General features: G+C 39.2%; 11 protein-coding genes and 1 pseudogene. All 12 read right to left on the reverse strand.

The window, feature by feature from the left end; translation table 11 throughout:
- Window positions 1–185: 185 nt before the first annotated feature.
- On the reverse strand, window positions 186–2,897 hold the full coding sequence (locus tag ACRD64_RS00375) for a two-component regulator propeller domain-containing protein (RefSeq protein WP_430931160.1): 2,712 nt from the start codon (window positions 2,895–2,897) through the stop codon (window positions 186–188).
- 640 nt (window positions 2,898–3,537) lie between these two features.
- A pseudogene (locus tag ACRD64_RS00380) lies at window positions 3,538–3,875 on the reverse strand (alpha-L-fucosidase).
- Window positions 3,876–3,881: 6 nt separating this feature from the next.
- Entirely contained in the window at window positions 3,882–4,226 is a 345-nt protein-coding gene (locus ACRD64_RS00385; protein ID WP_430931161.1) for an alpha-L-fucosidase, read from the reverse strand.
- 336 nt (window positions 4,227–4,562) lie between these two features.
- On the reverse strand, window positions 4,563–6,116 hold the full coding sequence (locus tag ACRD64_RS00390; RefSeq protein WP_430931162.1) for a T9SS type A sorting domain-containing protein: 1,554 nt from the start codon (window positions 6,114–6,116) through the stop codon (window positions 4,563–4,565).
- Window positions 6,117–6,149: 33 nt separating this feature from the next.
- A complete protein-coding gene (locus ACRD64_RS00395) occupies window positions 6,150–7,526 on the reverse strand; it encodes an alpha-L-fucosidase (RefSeq protein WP_430931163.1) in 1,377 nt (458 codons plus the stop codon).
- A gap of 89 nt (window positions 7,527–7,615) precedes the next feature.
- Window positions 7,616–9,196, reverse strand: a complete 1,581-nt coding sequence (locus ACRD64_RS00400; protein ID WP_430931164.1) for a sulfatase — start codon at window positions 9,194–9,196, stop codon at window positions 7,616–7,618.
- Between the two features lie 67 nt (window positions 9,197–9,263).
- Window positions 9,264–10,133 carry a dienelactone hydrolase family protein gene (locus ACRD64_RS00405; RefSeq protein WP_430931165.1) on the reverse strand — a complete coding sequence of 290 codons (870 nt, stop codon included), beginning with the start codon at window positions 10,131–10,133 and terminating at the stop codon, window positions 9,264–9,266.
- 286 nt (window positions 10,134–10,419) lie between these two features.
- Complete coding sequence (locus ACRD64_RS00410) at window positions 10,420–11,550, reverse strand: glycoside hydrolase family protein (protein WP_430931166.1); 1,131 nt, start codon at window positions 11,548–11,550, stop codon at window positions 10,420–10,422.
- Window positions 11,551–11,608: 58 nt separating this feature from the next.
- Window positions 11,609–13,753: an alpha/beta hydrolase fold domain-containing protein gene (locus tag ACRD64_RS00415; protein WP_430931167.1), complete on the reverse strand. Its 2,145-nt coding sequence runs from the start codon at window positions 13,751–13,753 to the stop codon at window positions 11,609–11,611.
- A gap of 10 nt (window positions 13,754–13,763) precedes the next feature.
- Window positions 13,764–16,316, reverse strand: a complete 2,553-nt coding sequence (locus ACRD64_RS00420; RefSeq protein WP_430931168.1) for a hypothetical protein — start codon at window positions 16,314–16,316, stop codon at window positions 13,764–13,766.
- A gap of 50 nt (window positions 16,317–16,366) precedes the next feature.
- Window positions 16,367–17,803, reverse strand: a complete 1,437-nt coding sequence (locus ACRD64_RS00425) for an arylsulfatase (RefSeq protein WP_430931169.1) — start codon at window positions 17,801–17,803, stop codon at window positions 16,367–16,369.
- Between the two features lie 38 nt (window positions 17,804–17,841).
- Complete coding sequence (locus ACRD64_RS00430; protein ID WP_430931170.1) at window positions 17,842–21,780, reverse strand: T9SS type A sorting domain-containing protein; 3,939 nt, start codon at window positions 21,778–21,780, stop codon at window positions 17,842–17,844.
- Window positions 21,781–22,552: the final 772 nt, after the last annotated feature.

A 22,552-nucleotide genomic window follows, 5' to 3' on the forward strand; every position in this document is an offset into this window, starting at 1 on the left:
TTTAAAAGTGATTTCAAAAATAAGATACAGGATTCTAAACCGCTACTCTTTAAGGCAATTTGAGGTGTCACTAAATTTAGATGGAGAAATTTCTGTAAAAAACTGATATATTGAATTAACCAGCTGCGCACATTATTCACTAATTAACAAACACTTACACACCAACAATTAAAACTCAACCGATTCTAGCTTTTTTCTTTTAACGACTTTGCAAATTGTGCCGGGGTGATACCTTTTTCGTTTTTAAATGCACGGTAAAAAGTAGATTTTGATGTAAAACCGCACTTTTCGGACAGGGCAGTTAGGGTCAATTTTTCGGCTTCGGGAGTTTGCAGCAGGCAAATAAATTCTTTTACCCGGTGTTTGTTTACGTATTCGTAAAAACGGGTTTGCAAATATTCGTTTAAAATTTGTGACAGTTCGCCCACACTTATATCCACCATTTTTGCCAATTTATCAGCGGTTAAATCGGCTTGTAAAAATGGTTTATCATCCCGCATAATTTCCGAAAGACGTTTAGCAGTTTGCGCTGATTTATCGTCGGTTAATTTCGAAAACTCGTATTTTTTTTCTTTGGGTTTTGGTTCTATTTCATGTTTGTTATTTCTAAGAGACAAGACCAAACCAAGCGTTAGAATTATTAAAAGGCCAAATATAACATACCACCGAAAGTTTGATCGAACCACAACTGGAATAAACACCGGAGCACCTAGGTTTCCTTCTTTTGAAGCCGCACGTATTTTCAGTGTATACGCTCCCGGAGTTATATCTTTTATCACCAACTCTCTATTTCGCGTAAATGTCCATTTTTTATCCTGTCCTTCCAATTTCCATGCAAAAACCTGTTTGTTGGGCGACAACAAACTGGAAGAACCAAATTCCACTTTAAGCTGATCAATTATTCTCCTTTTACGAATAGTGGCTACAATTTCAGATTCATTGTTATTTACCTCCACAAGGTCGCCATTTAATACTACTCTATTAATTAGAACATGAGGTAAAACCATGGTTTTAAACTCCTTCAACGGATTAAAATAATTTACTCCATTTACACTTCCAAAATAATAAGTATTGGTCTTTTTATCGCGGTAAATAGCGTTGCGATTGTATTTCTCGTCGATTAAACCATCTGAAAAAGTAAAGGGAATAAAGCGGCATAAGCGAATACATTCGGGATCGTATTTCATAATTCCCTTCCACGAACTCAACCAAAGCACACCATTTTCCCCGGGCAATATTCCCGACACATAATTATGTGTTAAACCATTTTCCTCAAAAAATCCTTGAAACTTGATTTTTTCGAGAGCATTTTGAAAAATACTGTCGTTGGCCACCTTATAGAGTCCATCCACCGAACCCAACCAAAGGTTTCCATTAGAATCCTGGTTTATTGCCTGAATTTGGTTTGTTCGAAAGGCGGGCTGATTATTTGTATCAAACTTTAAAAAAGTGCCTTTTTCTGGCTTAATCAAAAGGAGTCCTTTATTCGTTCCTCCCCAGATTCGCCCAAAACTATCAACAAAAAAACGAATAACATAGCCTATGTCTTCCGTATAAACATGAAGTACCTGAAATCCTCTTTCCGAAATCCTTTCCAATTCTACGATATCCTCTCCGATTCCCATCCAATAATTCCCGTCAGGATGTTGAACAATTGCAGTAATAAATCCATGCGGGTAGTTTTCACCTGCTTTATCAATAATATTTACTGACGACAAATCGGTATTACCTGTCAAAAAAAGTTTGTTGTCAGCGACTATCCAGATTGAATTTTTATTATCGGTATATATGTATCGAACATGTTTAATATCAACACCAGTTTTACTGTTAAAAGCGGTGAAAATATTTGTTCGTGTATTTAGTTTTGCCAAGCCATTTCGATAACTTCCAAACCACACATTTCCGAGTGTATCCCCATCAATAGGAAAAATATTATTATCGTGTAATGAATTAGAGTCTTCCGGATTGTAACGATAACTACTAAACCAAAGGTGTTGTGGATCGATTTTATTTAATCCGCCATAAGTCGATAACCAAATAATACCTTCGCTGTCGGTATAAATATCGTTAATTTGATTGTTTGATAAAGAATAGGGATCGTTGGGTTGATTGTACAAATGTAGGATTTCGGAAATTTGCCCGTTTTTATTGAGCTGTAACAAATTTAAACCCACTCTTGTTCCTACCCATAACTGCCCTTGGTAATATTCAACTGTAGTTACATCGTTATTGGTGAGCTTATACTTTTCGCCCGACTCGGTAATACGTTTCAGCGCTTTGTTTTCCTTCCCCAATTCCGACTGAGGAACAATAATTAATCCGTTGCTGGAACCCACATACAAATCGCCGTTTGGCGTAAAACAAATATCGCTTACAGCAGTTTCGAAATCAAGCACGGTATCCTGGTCATCATAGATAATCAGACCATCGGAAGTCGATTTCCAAACAGACCCCGAATTATCGACAATTACGGAAGTTATTCTTGCACCCTCACTGGTTTCAACAAAAGAATTTGTAGTACAATTTATCTCGTAATTTCGTTTATTTCCACACGAAACACCCAAGGTACTATCGTTTAACAAATGTAAAAGTTGAACATTTTTTATCGTATTTGGAGCAACTTGTTTAAAGGTATTCTCTGAAGCATCGAGTTTATGTAATCCTGAACTTCCACCCACCCAAATATGGTTTGATTTATCCTGAATAACATCGTAAAACCTGTTGCCTCGAATATACCGGTTTAAGGAATCGGAATGTTCGGTATAATTCACCACATGAAAACCATCGTATTTTGCAACACCGTTTATTCCGGCTATCCACAAATAACCGGAATTGTCGCGGTATGTTTTAAATAATCGATTGCTATAAAGCCCATCCTGAGCGGTAAGTTTTTCCATCCTTATGCTTTGGCCTTGCACCAAGTCATAACATAAAACAATGGCTAAAAGAAATAATAGGCTATATACCGGTTTCATTTGTCTCAAATCAATAAGCCGTAAAAATATGTAAGATTCGATTAATCTTGTTTATAAAAGTATTTTTTTTGTAAAGGTTTTTGTGCAAAAAAAAGAAGACTCCAATCAACGGGGTTTCTTTGTAAAAACATCTACCCAACTTTGTACTGCAAACAAAACAAACTCCATCTGGATTATGAAATTTATATTTTCTACTCATGAAAATTATTCTGGATGAACTGTTTATAAAGATAAAAATAAGTCCGTTACGCTGGTGTCACCTAGTAATTGGTGCCATTGCTGCAAACAATAAAATACTTTTAACCCGGATTGTGTATTGGAGGTTCGTCATGAGCATTGCAAGTACAATAAAACAAGGCATTACTGAAACGAGGCATAGCATCGTTCTGGTGAGTTGAAGTGATGCAACGAAGTGTCTTGTTTTAAAGTAATTTCAATGTGTAATAGAATTTCTAATGCATATTGCGGGTTGAACAACTTAAACCACATGACTACTTTTTGTTTTTACAAAACAATACACTGATCACAGATCAGCGCCAACTGGGCAACTGGGGGCACTATTTCAGCTCGCCGATTGCAAATCGGCGCCAGCGAGTGGAATATCGCGGCGAGCTTTTGCATCAACTACATACTTTTTTGTGGTAAAAAAGCTGGTATGCCTCTCACGGTGATAAGATGGGGCATATTTTAATCCTTTCGCGCGCACTGCTTTACCAAGGTCGCCTACCAAGTCGCGTTTAGGTCCCATATCGACCACATTCCACGGCGTAAGGTCCGAGTCCCAGTTGCCCACCCATCGTGGTGTTCTGGGGTAAGCACCACATACTTTGCTCCAACATTTGCAAACAGTTCCGCCCATTCATTGGGATTCCAGTTTTCAGCCTTAAACTCAGGGATGATATCTTTTTAACCGAATTCCGGAGGCTTAGCACCCCAGCGTTCTTCAACATAAGGATAATAATACTCCGGATCCTCATACATCATTTTGGGAACATGTTCGGCATATCCCCAGCCTCCCTTTCTATGCCCGATTACACTATAGGATCCCCAATGGATAAAAATACCGATTTTTCCATCGTCGAACCAATCAGGAACAGGCATCTTTTGCAAAGATGCCCAGCTTCCATCATAGGGTTTAATATCATTACTTTTTTCCTGCTTATGGTTATTACATGCAACAAGTGCCAATACAACCAGAACCAGGAAAGGTAGATTTTTAATTATTTTTATGCCTTTATCATTTATTTTCATTTATCAAATGGAACTCCCGAATAGCTTTAATCATACGCTGTTAATTAAAGAAATCCTGATCGTAATAAGCACTTTAATAAACCAGCCTGTAACTTTACGGGTGACATAGCCTCTTTGACCAGGGCTTTGGCCTATACATAGCAAGTTTATATTTCTCCGTCTAATAATTCCACCCCACACCTTCGTTCCAAAACCTTTAGTATCGGGCAATTTATTATTTTCGAAACAAAGAATCCCGTCTTTCCAGGATTTGTAGTACGCCACATTGATTTTGTTTTTTCTTAATTTATCAGATATGATATCATAGATATCCTTGATATCAGAAATAGTTCTAACTTATTGTTTAATTACCTTGTGATTTGAAACCTCTCCTCTGTTATTTATTTTTACTAAATATATTCCTGAAGTTAAATCCTGGATATCAACCCTATATTGATTGCTTTCAACAGCATTACCAAGCACTAATCTGCCCAGGCTATTGTATACTTCAAATGTGGCACCAATATTATCTTTGATAGTGAAAAAACTAGATGCAGGATTTGGATAAATCATTATTTCCGGTACTGACTTAAGAGGTGAAGATATATTGTTGCTTACGTCTCCTTGATAAACTTCAACTTCTGCCAATGTCAGCGCATTGGTAACGTTAAGTTTAACTTTTATAATCTGTCCTTGTACATTACCAGCATTGGTTGTAACCGCAAAATCAGGGTAATCAGTAAATGTTTCAGTATGGGTGGTTGTGCCGCTACTATTGATAACAGATACCGTAAAATTGGACATTCTGTCTTTGCAGCAAGCATCGGTTCTATTATATATCCTAATATCACCAATTGTTTTGTCTGCCCCAAGATCAACCTGCCACCAAGCATTAGCCTCACTGTTTGTAACGGTTACCGAACCACTTCCCCAGTTCCCATTGGTATTCCCGTCAATGGCCCGAGAAGCAGGAGAACTGTAGTTTGTGGATGACTGTGTGGCGGTGCCGTTAAGCGCAAGATTAACACCCTTAGTGTAATTCTTTAAACATAAAGTCATAATTTCATCACCTGCCCTATTAATGGACCCATCCGTTAAACTGACTGTATTCCATATATTGTATAAAACCAAACCATCCACCTCATATTGTAAAGCTTTTTCTAAACGCGTACCATTACCTTTAGCATCATTGTGGTTCACTTCGGAATCCCAGACTGGTAAATTCTTAGCATCAGCTGCAGAAATAAAGGTAGGCCAGGATGAGTGATTGAAACCCAAATTATGAGTAGCAGCAACAGTAATATAATTGCTTATAGTCGTATTATTAAAAACATCAATACTGGCCGGTATACCCCATACACAAGGACCTATTAATTCCGCTCCGTTCACATTATTATAAAGAGAGGCGTAGATGGTATTCATTTGACTCGTACTCCAGGCAGCATCAGGCCTTCCATCTTCATTAAATGGATTGATCCATTTGCAAGGGTATTCAGCGGCAAAATCCTTAATTCTATTGATCAGGGTGTTGGTAGCAGCGGCATCGTTAAGAACAGAGGTCAGATCGCCGTTAAGAATTCCATTGGCTATTCGGTGGCCGCCACTTGATTGCGCCGGGTTAGCAAAAATTGGAAAGCCTTCGGCTACTGCTTTGTTATAAAAATAGTCGAACATGGTTTTGTTGGGATTAAGTCCTGCTGCATAAATAGGAATACGTATCCCATTTACGCCCAGGTTTTTCATCCCCTTAATTAGATTATCAGCCTGCGCCTCTGTTGTAATACTATTTGTGATAAAAGCTTGCTTTACATCCCCCAATACATAATCCATATCGTTGGTATAAACGGTACTTTGTGCATATATGCTAGTAAATGATACTAACACAAAAATCATTGAGATCAACTGCTTCATTTTAAATTCTTTAAAGTTTTACCAGAATGGGAATTATTGTTTGTCATTTAGAATTATTTCAATCACGGGAATCTCCACATTCGGTTTATTTACCGGCAACAACAGATTAATGTCGTTTTTATTTGCTTCCTCGTTGCCCCATGCTCCTGATTTTTTACCAATCTTAATTTCGGAAGCATCGTGCAAGAACTGGGCATACTTTACTTTGTCGCCAAATCCTTTCATTAAAAAGTTTCGCATTGGGTAATCCAGTAAATGTACATACAGTCGGTTTGTTTTAGGATTGTAGGTTAACAGTGTATTATCCGGTGCAACAAAATCATCAGGTGCCTGCGTACAACCATAAATTGAACGACTATTGTATTTCATCCATTTCCCCATTCCAGCCAGGGCTTCATCTGCTCTGTAATCAAATGTACCACGCGCAGTTGGACCTACGTTTAACAATACGTTCCCTCCTTTACTTACTGACTCTATCAACAACACCAAAAGTTGTTTATTGTCTTTCCAGGTATGTTCATCGCGATAATACCCCCACGATCCGGAAAAGGTCTGACAAGTTTCCCAAGGGATACGGATACCATTTTCTTCGGGCCACTTCTCTACTTTAAATTGCTCAGGGGTTGTAAAATCCCAACCTCCCTGATACTCTTTCAGGTCTAACCGGTCGTTAACCATAATCTCTGGTTGAAGTTTACGTACCATTTTTATTAACTCCACCGATCCCCAATCTTCTTTACCTTTTCCATACTCTCCCGGGTATGAAAAATCCAACCAAAGCATATCTACCTTGCCATAATTCGTCAGCAATTCCTGAACCTGGTTCTTCAGGTACTCTCTATAAATGGCCATGTCACGACCTTTATTCAGCTTTTGATACTCTTTGTTATTTTGAGGCTTTTGCGGATGTCTGCTATCTATAGTAAAATCAGGGTGATGCCAGTCGATCAATGAATAGTAAAAACCAATTCCCAGCCCTTCAGCACGGAAAGCTTCAACCCATTCCTTTAAAATATCCTTACCATAAGGCGTGTTCATGATATTATAATCGGTATATTCCGAAGCAAACATGTTAAACCCTTCATGGTGCTTTGTGGTAATCACTGCATACTTCATCCCCGCTGCTTTTGCTTTTTTAGCCCACTCTGTTGGGTCAAAAAGATCAGGGTTAAACATCTCGAAATATTTTTGATAATCTTCATCAGAAATACGCTCGCGTTTTTTTACCCACTCGTGACGTGCTGCCTGGGCATACAAGCCCCAGTGTATAAACATGCCAAACCGGGCTTCTGTCCACCAGGCCATACGTTCCGTTTTTTCCTGTTCTGTTTCGTCCCATATCTTTTTTTCCTGCCCGTTCATATTCATTAAAACAAGGCAAGCTAATACTAGAAATGTTAGATTTTTCATCGTTATATATTTTACTAATTAAAAAATTTTGCTTTTTAACCCGGACAGGCGTATAACCCATTTGGTTTTAGTTTGTCCCAATAAGGGTGTTAATCTTTAGTAACCATACTGCCCCACCAGTTATTGCCAGGATCAAAATCTTTGGATAATAATTTCAGGCGTTGTTTTTCAAGCTTAGGCATTTGTTTGTTGATGACATTATTCAGGTGTTTCTTTTCACGTTCTGCAGTCCATGTTGGATCTTTGGCTGGAAAACGTGCCCCCATTTCGTTGAGCATTTCAAACAGTTTCGTACTCATCTGTTTAACGCGTTCACTATTTTCCGAAGCAAGGTCGTTTGTCTCTCCCAAATCATCTTTAAGATGATACAATTCTTCATGACCATCTTCGTAATAATGGATGAGTTTCCAATCGCCCTCACGAATGACTGATGAAGGCTCTCCACCCTGGTTTCCGTAATGAGGATAATGCCAGATTAACGGACGTTCTTCTATACTTTCACCTTTTAAAAGGGGTACTAAACTAACTCCATCCGTATGCTCTTCCGGTTTTAGCTGTGCTCCTACCAATTCAAGCAAAGTTGGGTAAAAGTCAGTTCCGCTAACGGGCGTATTACACCTTTGCCCATTTCCCAATCCGGGTACATTAATAAAAAATGGCTCACGAATACCACCTTCAAACTGGTAACCTTTACCTCCTCGCAATGGAAAGTTTGACGTAGCATACGCATCTCCGGCCACCACACCTCCATTATCACCTGTAAAACAGATAATGGTATTTTCATCCAAATTCATTTCTTTTAATGCATCAAGCACTACTCCTACTGCATCATCCATCGCTTCCACTAAACCAGCATATACCGGATTATCCTGCGATTGACGTATAGGCAGAAAGTGTCCCATTTTAAAACCCGTCTCCGCAATTCCCATGGCTTCGGCTTTGTCTCGATATTTTGCCCATTTCTCCTGAACCGTTTGTATTGGGCCGTGAACGGCGTAAAAGGATAAATAAGCAAAAAATGCGGTGTCCTGATTGTTTTTTATGAAGTCGACTGTTTCATTTGCCAGACGCATAGAGAGGTTCTCTCCGTCAGGACCATTTTCCAAATTCGGATTTTTATATGGAGAAAAGTATCCGCCATGTGGACTACCGGCGTCCCAACCACCTTTGTTTATATCAAAACCATGATCTTCAGGCCACGAACCTTTACCGCCGATGTGCCATTTGCCAGCAAAAAAAGTTTTATAACCGGCCTCTTTCATGGCTTCTGGCAAAGTAGTGTATTCGAGTGCTAAAGTATGTTTATACTCAGGAGGGAGCAATTGTGTTGCCCGTCCTTTTTTACTCCAGGCTTCACCTGTTTTGGCACCTATCCAATCGGTAATACCATGTCGTGCCGGAAACTTACCCGAAATAATACTTGCCCGTGAAGGACTACAAACCCGACAAGCGGCATATCCATCGGTAAAAATCATCCCCTCATTGGCAATACGATCAACATTGGGTGTTTCGTAATATTTGCTACCCATTACGCTGCAGTCTGTATAGCCATAATCATCTACAAGAATAAAAAGTACATTCGGCTTTTTTAGCGCTTTCTTTGGTGGTTGATTTTGGCATGAAAACAAAAGGAACATTACAACCGGAAAAAGAATAATTCTTTTTTTCATTTTTTTTTAGCGTTTTATATAAAATTTTACTTATTCGTTCACCACATTAGGTGTTTTGGCCTTGTATTTATTTGTGCTTCTCCTGACTAAAAAGCCATTCAATCAATTCGGATTCTTTCCAAGCCCGTGCGTACGAGTTATGACCAACACCCTCATAAATAGTTACGCGGGCTTTGTTTTTCTTGAGGCTTTTCAATGAATTGATCATATCTGTTGAACCCGTTAGTGGCACTACCTTATCTTTATCGCCATGAAAAGCCCATATTGGAATTTTCCGGATCTTTTTTACCATCAACGGATCTCCTGCGCCGCATATTGGAACAGCCGCCGCTACAAGTTTGGGATAATGCATAACAAAATTCCAGGTACCATAACCACCCATTGAAGCACCCATCACATAAATACGTTTCTTTTCCACAGACTCTTCTTTTACTATTTTGTCAAAGATTTCCTTTGCCAGTTTCATGGGTTGACTAATAGGAATATCTTTCAACATATATGAACCTTCTTTCCAGGGAACGTTCACCCATTGCTTTTTGATAGGGCATTGGGGCATAAGAATGATACACGGGTATTCATTCTGTACCTTTTCATCCATCCACCCTGCTATCCACGGGCGCAATTGTTTTAAGTTATCATCTCCCCTAGAGCCTGCACCATGCAATGAAAGTAACAAGGGATATTCCTTATTTGGATTATAGCCAGGAGGTAAAAACAACCTGTATGGCATTTTCATCCCGTTTTCATCTGTATATATGCAAGCTATCGTATTCTTTTCATAAAAAGCCCTATCATGTTCTGAAATACCATTATTAAGATGAGAATCAACTTTATCTAACGGTAATGTTTGCGCAAATGCTAGCTGCGCAAATAAACAAACAAAGAATACTATGAAGTTTCTGTTTTTCACAAATAAAAGTATATATAGGTACATCATCGAGTCTGTATTTTTTGAATAAAGGTTTGCGTATTTCAAGGCACTCCACTTTTAACCCGGATTATGTATTGGGGCATTGCAAGTACAATAAAACAAGGCATTACTGAAACGAGGCATCACTTGTCCCGATTACTTTCGGGAGCATCTCTCTGGTGAGTTGAAGTGATGCAACCAAGTGTCTTGTTTTAAAGTAATTTCAATGGGTAATAGAATTTCTAATGCATATGGCGGGTTTAAACTTTATTTACATGTATCACCAGCCGTTTACAATATGCATAGGTGGTAATTACTTGCCCAATTCATAACTTACAGGAATAGCAATATTACCACTTACATCTTTATCAGCAACGGCAACATAAAGCATGATGGGCTGGCCTTTTTCGTTGGTCAAAACAAAGGGACGCTCAACCCGTTTCGGTTTCCAGATAGTTGCATCTGAAAGGGTAAATTCCTTTTTCATAAATATTTTTCGTTCATCAGGCTGCCAGTCAACTCCATTTTCTGAATTAAAGAGTGCCAATTCACTTTTTCCTATCACATGACAAACCATATAATATTTATTCAATATTTCATCATACCATATACAGGCATCTTCGGTTTGGGCTTCGTCATATACTGGTTTTTGTTTAAAATCGAATGGGCCTTCAGGGTTATCTGCATTGCCAACTAACTGAATCCTGAACCACTTGTCGTACTTCATATCATCACCTTTCATAATCATTGTAAATTGATTATTACGGTAGATGACCGCCGGATTAACAGCTATGTTTTTGAATTTGCTATTGTCAGGTTTTACAACTGATTTCCTGGAACGAACAAACGGTCCTGAAGGATTTTCGGCCATGGCTACGCCAATACATTGGCTATTCCTAATTTGTGTTCTGTTTTCTTTAAACCAAATACTGTCAGGATAGCTGGCTTTGTTATTTCCTTCCTTAAAGAGTTCCCTAATATTGTTAGAAATATAGTATAAGCATATTTTCCCATCGGCTACAATAGCATATGGATTATGCGCGTTGTTGATATCCCATCCCGTAGTTTTTTTGTTATGTAACACTACATTCACAAACTCGAATGGCCCTTCAGGTTTGGATGAAACGGCATGCGCAATCTCACTATACGTCATCCATCCATTAAACGTATACTTTTTGTTCCATCGGGAATAGTATGCATGATATGCTCCATTCCATTTAACCACAGATAATCCCCAAACATAATAATCCGGTTCTACCAGAATTAGTTCCGTTTTGGAATGATTAGAAAAACTATCGACAGCACAAGTTGGTAAAGTTGCAAACTTCAACTTTTTGTAATCACTTATTTCTTCATTATTGCGCTGGCTCGATGATGAAGCACGACCACAAGAAAACAAGATGGTGATGCTAGAAAAGAGTATAAATATTGTTGTTAGTTTCATATAATATTAGTTTAATTATTTGTCGAATGTGTCCAATGTCTAGTTAGTTTTTCCTCGTCTATTGCTGAACCACAATTTTTTGCGTCGCTGAAAAGGAGTCTCCTAATACTTTTAAGATATAAGTGCCTGCAGCCGATTTACTATTTTCCAAACAAAGTTTACCCGATCCTTGATAAAGTAAAACGGTCTCGTTCATTATCCTTTGCCCTGTAATATTTACGATTTCAACATTTACATTATTGGCATTCAAATATAAGCCTAATTGGAAATCAAGACAGCCTCCTTCTTTAACCGGGTTGGGATAAACCATAATGTCTGTATTCTTATTATAGTTTGTGTGTCCTATGCCCGAATTTACGTCTTCGTTTTCAAGTACTTCCAACATAAAGTTGACCATCTCGAATAATACATCTTCGTACTCTTCTTTACCTAAATTAAAAAAAGCATGCACTTCGCCGGGATAAATAACCGTTCTTGCTTCTCCACCTTCCGCATTGATTTTATCCGCAAACAATTTACTTTGAGTATAAGGTATAGTTGTATCTTCATCGCCATGCATTAAAATAGTTGCCGGGGGATGGTCTCTTAATTGAAATATGGGAGAATTAGCTTCGGCACTGGGATCTTCCTGGCCATAGCCATTCCATTGGCCAAAACTACCTTGGTCATTCACAAAGTCATAAACGCCATTAAAGCCAATAAATCCAATTACCGAAGGATATCGCTGAGCGGCTAATGCTGCCAAGGGCGATCCTGCAGATCCACCACTAATAAACACCTTGCTTAGGTCGAAATTATAGGTTTCAGCATTGGCAATAGCCCATTGGTATGCCGCATCTATATCTTCCATGGCTAAAGTAAAATTCCCGCTGGAACCTTTGCAGCGGTATGATATCCCTAAAGTTGCCATGCCCAGGTTTTTTGCCAGGTAGGTGCCATGCGGCGAATAGCTTGCAGCTGATGCCGATGATGTACCTCCGGACCAGCCTCCTCCATGAACCCAAATATGAATAGGTATTTTATCATCTCTTTGTTCAGGCAACACCAGGTATAAAGGCAGTTTATGTCCTTCTTGTGGAAAATCAACAGTGGCCATGGGATCGATTACTACAGTTTCTACACCATAGTTGTATTCGGTTTCTACCATAAAATTGTATTCTGACCTTGAAGCAATATCAAGTGGTACCCCATCCGTTGATATCAGACCTTCATCGATTTTTACTGTTACTAAAGCACCCTTGGGCCAGTCTTCATTACGCGAATAAGTCATTTTATTGTCAACTATCGTCCAACTGCCATTAGCTACGGTTTCACTTTTGTTGATAAAAACTTTGGGGTAAGAAGATGTAGCGTCGATATTTTGACTCATAGATAAGATAATGTCGGCAGATGCAACTAAGTTTGTTCTTTCTGCAGGAAGCACTTCATCCATGGTGAATTCTGACTTTACCAATTCAGGATAATCACTCATTAATCTATTTTGCACCGCCTGAAAATCAGCTGTACTGAGGGCGTCATCCATAATCTTTAATTCAGCTACCTCAGTATGATCATAGGTATATGAACCACCTAACTGATGCACCAGGTTTATTACATGATTATCCGTATTATGCAGTATCTGCCCATCTATTTTTCCGGTTTTTAATAGGCTGGAACTATTGTCAAAATAGCTATAGTTCCCGTTCTCATCCAAGCTAAAACCAAAATAGAAAAATTCATTTTCGGGCAGGTTGTTTAAAACCATATGTTTATATGCTGGTCTTCCGTATTGAAAGGCTATATCCCCATTCGCTTTTCGCACAAAGCGCAGACCCGAACAGTTATCCCAACTGTCATTCACTTTAAAGTTGCCCAAAAGTCCGGCTACCGTTCCCACATCACCAACTTTCCCTACATAAAAAACGGTAAACGAATGATCTGAGAAATAAGTACTCGATTCTTCAAGTTGGAGAAATGCCCCATCCTTGCTAAATCCAACATTTACTTTCCCGGGATAGGTTTCCTGCAATTGCTCACCCCCTAATTCCGGGTTGCTTTGTATGGCATCTCCAAACGCCTCTATTTGGTTTTCCCAACGGATTACCGCCCCAAGGTCATCCTCTATTATTCCCTGGTTATTTTTAAGCCATAGCAGGGTATTCTGACTCAGAATATTTGATATTGAAAATATAAGTACTAAAGTAAACGTGATCGAATGTTTCATTACGTATTTTTTATTTGGCAACCTCATATCGCAAAAACTTAAAACTGGCTGGTTGCTCCAGCTCAAATTTCAATTCACCTTTTTCATTAATTGTATCTGACCTTATTTCACCGGTTTCGATATTTGTTAGCTCTATCGTTTTATTTTTGAAAAACCTGATTGCGATTTCCTTTTTTGATTCGCTATTGTTTAGTTCCCTGAAAATCATCAAGTAACCGGTATTACCGCTAGGATTTACCCATTGAAACCCGGTCCAGTTCCCATTGTTTGGTTCATCCCCCAGCGGAAAAACATAACTATCGTACATCTCTTCGCGATAGTTTTTATAGGTCGCCAGCAAAGGTCTTATTTGATTTCTTGCCTCATCAGAATAATACTGTGTTTCCTGAAAGAATAAGGGGGTACCAACTAATCCAATGGCTACAGCATAAGGATGGTTGTGCAAATATGCATCACTCACCCTTCTATTGGTCTTTTCTATATTTTGAATAGAAGTTTGAAATTTATTGATGTTCGTGTATTTAGATACATGCCAGATATCCCTCAAAACCAAATGCGGTATATAAACTACATTTTCCGGCTTATCGGGTTTGCGGTTTTCGAGATAGATACACCCATATTCACGGGCCCAGAAATAACCAAAACGGGGTGCATTTTCTGTTAAATCCCAATTTACTCGCACTTTATGGTCAGTATAGGCCACAAACTTTCTGATTTTACCGATAAGTTTCTCCATGTTGCTATGATTTCCCAAACTGGCAAAATCCAGTTTATAGGTTAAAAATCCAGCGTTATCATAATTCCATTTCAGGGATTCGTAGGTTACTGGCATCGCCGCTGCCCATAGTCCAATTTTCACCCCTGTTTCATTGGATTTAGCGACTACATTGGCCCATCCATCAGGATACCAGTCTTTGCGCAATGTCCATTGCTTGTTTTGCCAGCCATCGTCAATCTGCTGGATATCAATTCCCAGGTCAGCCTGACTTTCCAATTCACGTAACACATTAAGTTCTTTTGAAGCTTCCCGGCCATGGCCCGACCCCCATGTATTAGCCTGCACATATATATCCCGGTTCGGATCAACAGGATAACGCAAGCGATCGAATTGCTTCAATGCCAATTCACATTCATCCTGACCTCCTGCATATAGTATGCTCCATGATGCCCAGCACCATTTGTATTCATCTGCTGAAATTTCATAAGGAAACAAAGAGGTTCCTGTATTTCTCAGACCGCTATGGTCAATCAGGAACTCTCCGGTTTCCACTCCATACTGGTTTACGCATTTATGCGATTCTTTCACCATCATCACTCCTTTGCCATCTTTGTCGATGCGAACCATGTTAGTCCAGTTTACCTTTTCTACCTTATCAACATCCTCTACAGTAACTTTTTCTTTTAATATGGGTGTATCCGGCTTATTTCTGTGCTGCGTATCGTTATAATACCCCATGTAGGTGCGTTGGGTACCCGCTGTATTGACAGGTAGATAATCAACCCGTCCGGTTGCCATCCTTTTTTCGCCTTGAATAGGTTCTCCACAATCCAGGTATCCTACTAACGAATATCCCAATGGTTTATCAGCCCTTATTTCATCTAAACGTTCCAACGTGCCATTGGTCACTTCTATTTCGCGATCACCCTTTTCATAAATGAATATTTCTGAAACCTGTGCTTTATCCCCTTTTAACCTATCAAAAAAGATACGACAGGTTCCATCCATTAACGCTTCCGAGGGAAGATCGACGATGATTGTTTCATATTTTTTACGGCTATTTTTAAAATCAGGAAGCTTTGCGGATGAAACAACCTTCATATTGGTTTCTCCATCCACACTGGTAATGCGAACATCCTGAACGATTCCTTTACCTGAAAAATCCCACCAGGTAAAACCTAACTTATATTGTTTTTTCATTTCCAAACCTTTCGCATGAAACTGAACTGATGTTTCGCTCTGAAGGGTTGTTGTTATGCACCTCTCAGCAAAAGCACCGGCAGCATAATCGTTTTTTTTCATGCCGCTAACAAGATCAAATTGAACATCTTCCCTCTTTTTCAAACCAGGTTTGCTGAGGTATTTATCAGCTTTACCTTTAATATAAAGTTGCGTCCTGATACCGGGAGCATCAGGATAAGCCCATATTACATATTTGACTGCACTTTCTACTTGGGGGTAATTAAATTCTGCTACAATCTCAATATGGTCAGATGTAAAATTCTCATCGTTAGATTTTTTAGCCTTCAGGCTTATCAATTTCCCTTTTGTGTTTCCATCGATTAAACCAAAGTAAGCCCAGTCTGCCTCAATTCCTTCTGGTTGGACCGTTGGTATTTCTCCATTTTTATAATCCCGAAAACTGACTGTTCGTAATCCAGCATCCGTCATTTTCCAAACTCGCTCAACCTTCCCGGTTGAGACAATAAGTTTATCTCCACCGGTTTTCACTACCGCATTTTCAAACTTATAATCAATTACAGGTAACCGCTCCGTTTTAGAGCAAAATGTAAAAAGCAACAAAACGGAGATCGACAATAAGTTATTCCTGGTCTGCATCATCATAAATTGTGGATTACTCAAATTCTAATATTAGCTCTATGCCAGGTTCTGCATCATTTAGCATTCTTTCTTTTCCTTAAAGCCAGCGCCCTCGTTTCTAGTGGGAATTCACTATGCTCCGTTCTCACCTGTTTTAGTATTTCAAGCATCTCCTTTAGCTTTTCTGGCTCTTGTAATGCGAGGTTATTTGATTCAGCTATATCAGAGGAGAGATTATATAGTTCAGGCTCGCCTTCCAATTTCCAAACGAGTTTCCAATCCTTTTGTCTGATGGCCTGAATAGGGCCTTGACGTTCGTTAAACTCCCAATATAGAAATTCATGTTTTTGTTGGTTTTCCTTGTTACCCATCAGCTCAGGAAGCAATGAGATTCCATTGATATCTTTGTGCGTAGGTTCAACCCCTGCCAAATCGCAAGCTGTTGGCAAAAAATCCCAAAAAGCTGAGGGGTGTTCACTTACCGAACCTGCTTTAATTTTTCCCGGATAACGAGCGATGAATGGAATGCGGATTCCTCCTTCGTATAAATCACGTTTTCCACCACGCAAGTCCCCATTGCTATTGAAAAACCTATCTTTCTTTTCATATTCAGGGCCATTGTCACTGGTAAAAAACACAATAGTATTTTCATCAATCCCATACTCTTTCAGCTTATCAAACAGTACACCTAAGTCCCTGTCCATACGCGAAACCATTCCCGCAAATGAGGTATTGCCTTCCGCATCGTTTTTATAATGTCCTTTGGTATTCATTTTGCGTTTGGGCCAACCCAAATTCAAATAAGGCTCTTTTGATTCCTCGGGAACTGTGATTTCTAAATGTGGAATGGTTAATGCCAAATACAGAAAAAAAGGTTGGTTCTTTTCTTTTTGGATGTAGTTTAAAGCTTCATTTACAAACACATCGTGGGTATACTTACCTTGTTTGGTTTTAAAATCATTACCTTCAAGCAGGTAAATTTCATTATTCTGATATAAGGTATCCCAATAATAATGATGCGCATGACCATGTTTTTTGTAGCCTAAAAAATAATCGAAGCCATGCTCCGAAGGCATGTTGCTTTCGGTGTTACCTTCTGACAGACCCCATTTACCAATAATTGCTGTGTTGTAACCTGCTTGTTTAAGTTCGTTGGCCACCGTCAGCTCACTTGGCTTAAGATTAACTGGTTTGCCACTCTGTGTCCAAACAGGATTTCCTCTCACCGAAGCATGTCCCTGATCGTATCCGGTTAACAAACTGGCTCGTGATGGCATACATACTGTTGAGCCTGCATAATGATCTGTAAACCTCATGCCCTCGGCTGCCATTTTATCCAGATTAGGTGTCTTAATTTTAGTTTGCCCATAACAACCTAAGTCACCATAGCCCAGGTCATCCGCCATAATGAAAATGATATTGGGTTTATTCGTTTCTTTTTTTGCCTCAACGCTTTTACAACTTACGGTAAGTAAAATGAGTAAGACCGATATTACAACGTTTAGTTTCATAAATTTTTACTTCTTAATAATCATTTCATTTTGGCATATTATCTTACCTGTATCTTCCTTTGGAACATACCCTCCTCTGTAATAAAAAGAAGAATATATATTCCGGTTGACAATTCAGAAACCTGTATCTCTTCGTGTTCTATTACCTGTCCTGTTTTCAAAACTGTACCACTAATATTGATAAGTTTATAATGAATGTTACCTGGATACTGACCTACCTCAATATGAAGCATATCGTCAGCCGGAACCGGATAAATACTAACCGGATGGTCAAAATAACTTAAATCATGAACTGAATTTTCCTCCTCCCAGGTATCCACAGTGGTAGTAATAGTATATTTGTTTGAAGAATAAAAGCTCTCATCATTGATGTTTTCTGCCTTTACAGTATAAAACCACAATCCAGGCTTTTCTTTGGGATTAAAGGTATGTGATGTTCCTGTAACACCCTTTTTAACCAATTCATAATCGCTATAAGCCTTATCGCTTCGGTAAATATTGTATGTTGCCCCGTAAGCATAATCCAATGAGTTTTCCCATTGAATAGTTAACTCACCATTAACTGTATTTTCCGATAATCTGACCTGATGAGGAGACACGGGTCGCATTTCGGTGGTTGTAGCTTCCAGCTCATTTGATTCAGCACTTTCACCATAACCATTGTAAGCAACAATGTTAATATAATAAGTTTGGCCAACCGGTAAATTGCTCATCCTAAATCCAGAAACATTACCAGCATCAATCGTGTTGGTATAAGCGCCTGATGAAGTTCCATATTTTATTTTATATCCATGAGCATCTGGTACACTGCGCCATAATAAAGTAATGATTCCGTCTAATCGGGTATTAGTGCGTCCGTTGGCAGAAACCAGAACCGGGGCATCAGGAAATGCCATCTTTGCATCCACCACATTCGATTTCACTCCTTCCGCCACACTGTTTTTACCCGCTACTGCAAAGTAATAAGTAGCACCATCGGTTAATCCGGTAACCGTGCCCGAATTGGTTTTTCCTCCTGAGATTTCAAGTGACTGACTCAAGTTTTCCTTATCACTACCATAATAGATTATATAACTGTCGGCATTTTCCTTTGTCCACCATTTTAAACTAACCTGACCACTATTAATTTTTACATCGTATATTCTGCTGGGCGACGGCGCTATATCCCCCTGGAACCATTCGATTCTATTCACACTATAAGGACGAATAATGATATTGTCACTTTCTTGCGTCTCTGCTTTTTCACTAATGTCTGAATTCTCAGTGGTTGCTTTATCTGATGCAATATAAGTTACCTCTACTTCTGAAGGTAAGGTTATCCCTTGCACATCCAATTTATGCGGCACACCTGACTTATTGGTTATTATTATGTACCTCTTTCCATTGGTTCCTTTAAAAACGCCCGCTGATAAGGCCGGAACCTGGGTAACAGCAGTATGCTTATTGTCTGCTTCCACCATTACATCACCAGTTATGGTGGATTGATAACGATAATCACTTTTATTAATTCCGTGATTAATAATACGGTGGGCTTTCCCTTCTACGCTTAAATAGTAACCACAAACCAGCTCATCCACTCCAGTTAAAGTGGTTCCATTATTGTAAGCAGCTTCCAGTTCCGAAGAATAATAATTATATGGATTAGCTGTGGATACATTGCTGTGTTTACCTAATAATTTAGTATTCGAAAACTCAGTCATACGTAAAATATATTCAGCCATATAAATGCCGGTCATCATGATCTTACTAGATACAGTATTCCAAGTTTGATATTCAGTGATATAAACAGGAATATCGTTTCCATAATTATCCAGAATGGATTGGTATGATTCAGTTCCTCCATAGTACATCCCCCCAACCAACTCTTTTACTGCTTCATCCATTGGTATAGATGTATTTGTATTATATGCGGCATATGAATGCTTAGAGAAAGCATTAAAAAAGCGGGGTGAATAGTCTGCTATTCCTCTTGAAAAATCATTACCCGGATCGTCCCAACTGGCATTCGGAGCCATAACAGCGTCAGGCAAATAGGCTTTTATGGAATCCGCGATAGGGTGCATTTTTCGGGCAAAATCCGTACCGTCGTTCCAGAAATACGAACCCCGGTTAGGCAAATGAAAATACGGCTCATTGACAAACTGCCACATATCCACTTCTATATGATTGTCTTTACAGAATTTTGCAAACAAAGCTGCCTCCCACGGTTCTCCGATAAAACCCGACCACGTTACCACCAAACGGGAATTAATCTCTCCCAATCCCTGGTATAAATCATAAACTGTTTGCGGACCTTTGGCCTCTACCCTCTTATGACAAGTTACGTTTCCACTTGCTGTCTCTCCATCTTCAATCAATTGATCCAGGTCTTCAACTTCATACAAACCAATATTCATATTAAAAGCATTGTTACGTGTACCGGACATATATCGCAACCATCCTCCTCCAACGTCTTGCATAGCTTGTCTCCATTCGGGGTTCTTAAAGCTCCAGCCACTATCTGCCAAACGACTGTTATATCCGCTCAGTCCCTCAACAATATCATGTCCCTTGGCGTCATCCACCGTTAATGTGGCCACCTGTTTATTGGCGTCTAACACAAACTGACCGTTTGCATCCTGGATTTCTGATGTAGTAGCATCAATAGTTGCCTGTGAAGCATCTGGATTTTTCATTATATCTGCTGCAGCAACTAATGTAGCTTGGTACGTATCAAAAACATTTTCGGCATACTCTCCTGAACCGGTTCCTACAACTGCCTGTGATAATCGTTCCTGACCTTCAACCAGCGCAATCAGAAGCGCACTTCTTCCGGCTGGAATCACATAACCATCCATCGACAAATCATCAACCGTCCAGTATTCAGACTGGGCAGGATCGCCCCAACGATTTACACTAAACGTAAAGAAATGCTGGGTATCAAAGGTAAAATCATCGCTTATTTCCGATACTTTTAAATCACCGCCATTTACATCATCTCCAAAAATTTCCCGCCCAGCATAGCTGGTAAAGTCATCCTTTTTTACTAACACACCATCCTTACTTCTGGATATATCGCGATAAATACCTACCCTGCTTACCCGAGACTCACCCGCAACACCACTTCCTGCATGTGTGTATCGATATTGTTTAAGTACTATTTCATAACCAGAGTTGGGAGTGATATCGCAATATAATCCCATTGCTTTGTATCCAATAGAATTGGTATTAGAATTGGTTTTTAACCATATCCTGCCTCCACTGGTTACTCCGCTGGAATTAGCATTGACACTTATGTCGGAGGCTGACAATTGTGTTTCTCCGGAAATAACTGAACCCAAACTTGAATTCTCAAAATCGTAGCTAACCTTGAACTCAGGCAACTGCAAAATAGCCACATAGTTTCCTTCAATCTCTACCTTATCAATATACCAGTCAAATTCATCATTGGAATTAGATTTCCCTCTGGCAGCAATCCAAGCAGAAACATAGTTGTCGCCACCGGCTGAGTTTACACTCCCCCCGGGCAAAAAAGTATCAGAATGATAGGTATCATAAAAAACAATGTTCCCTGTGGATTGATCGGAATTGGAGGTCACCGGCGTTGACCCATTTAGCGTACAACCAATTCTAAACAAATAAGTTTGAGATAATCCTGTAACACCGGCAATGCTGCTTCTTTGGGTAACCGTTATTTTGCTAACTTTAATGGTATATCCTGACTTTGGTTTGATATCGAACCGAGCAAAAGTATTCGTATAGTTGGTTGCATTGTTGTTAACAATATGACTTTGATAAGCAGATGTCCCTCCATCATTTACTGTGCCTATTGAGGTTAGTTTATTACCTCCCATAACTGACAATTCGGGTGTAACCACATCAGCACCCGTTACGGATGCGCCCATATTCGATGAAAAATCGTATGTTACTTTAAACGTACTCTGTGCAAATGCCATTATTGGCATAATCGCTAAAAAAATATGTAGAAATCTTTTCATAAAAATTAAAACCCTTTATCAACTTACTAAACAAAATTAACGAATATTAACAGGGATACTTCACACACAAACGCCATTTCTCTTTATCTATGATTCATTTCTAATTTCTTTAAAAATTATAATTCATTTACTGTTGTTCATCAATCACATAACTAGCTAAAGCATTTATTACCTGCCTCATGATGTTGGTCGGAAAAAGTCTGGCTTAATAGATAAAGCATATGCCGATGAAAGAAATGCCACACACCGTTAACCCTTTAACACGGATTATGGACACGAACTTCGTCATGAACATGGATAGGCAAATTATTGCTATGAATGAAAGCAGTACCAAAGTTTACTTTGAAAATGGTGAGTAAAGCAATGATGTAATAAATAAAACAAATCTTTACCTGACCGAGGCATACCCTCGAAATCCTCCGTGAGGTAGTCCCATCGCATTACGGGAGCATCATTCTGGAGCGTTGAATCAAGTTAATGAAACGCCTTATCTTGAAGTAGTTTTCAACAACTTCTTTAATATAATGCCCGGTTCTTTGTGTCCGGCTATAGTCAAACCCTGCACAGTTGCTTTTGCCTCTTCAATTCGAATAACAATCGCCTCATCTATAATGTCCCGTCCAAGGGGAAGTGAAAAGCCCGGATGTACTGTTTTTCGATTCTGACAACAGTAAATTTCATCTTAAAGCAGGGGGTGAAAACTCCGAAATGAGCAAGAATTCATCATCTACGATGCTACCGGAAACACCCTTCAAGATGTGGCGGCTACTGT

Source organism: Saccharicrinis sp. 156 (assembly GCF_050589685.1).
Classification (GTDB): Bacteria; Bacteroidota; Bacteroidia; order Bacteroidales; family Marinilabiliaceae; genus Saccharicrinis.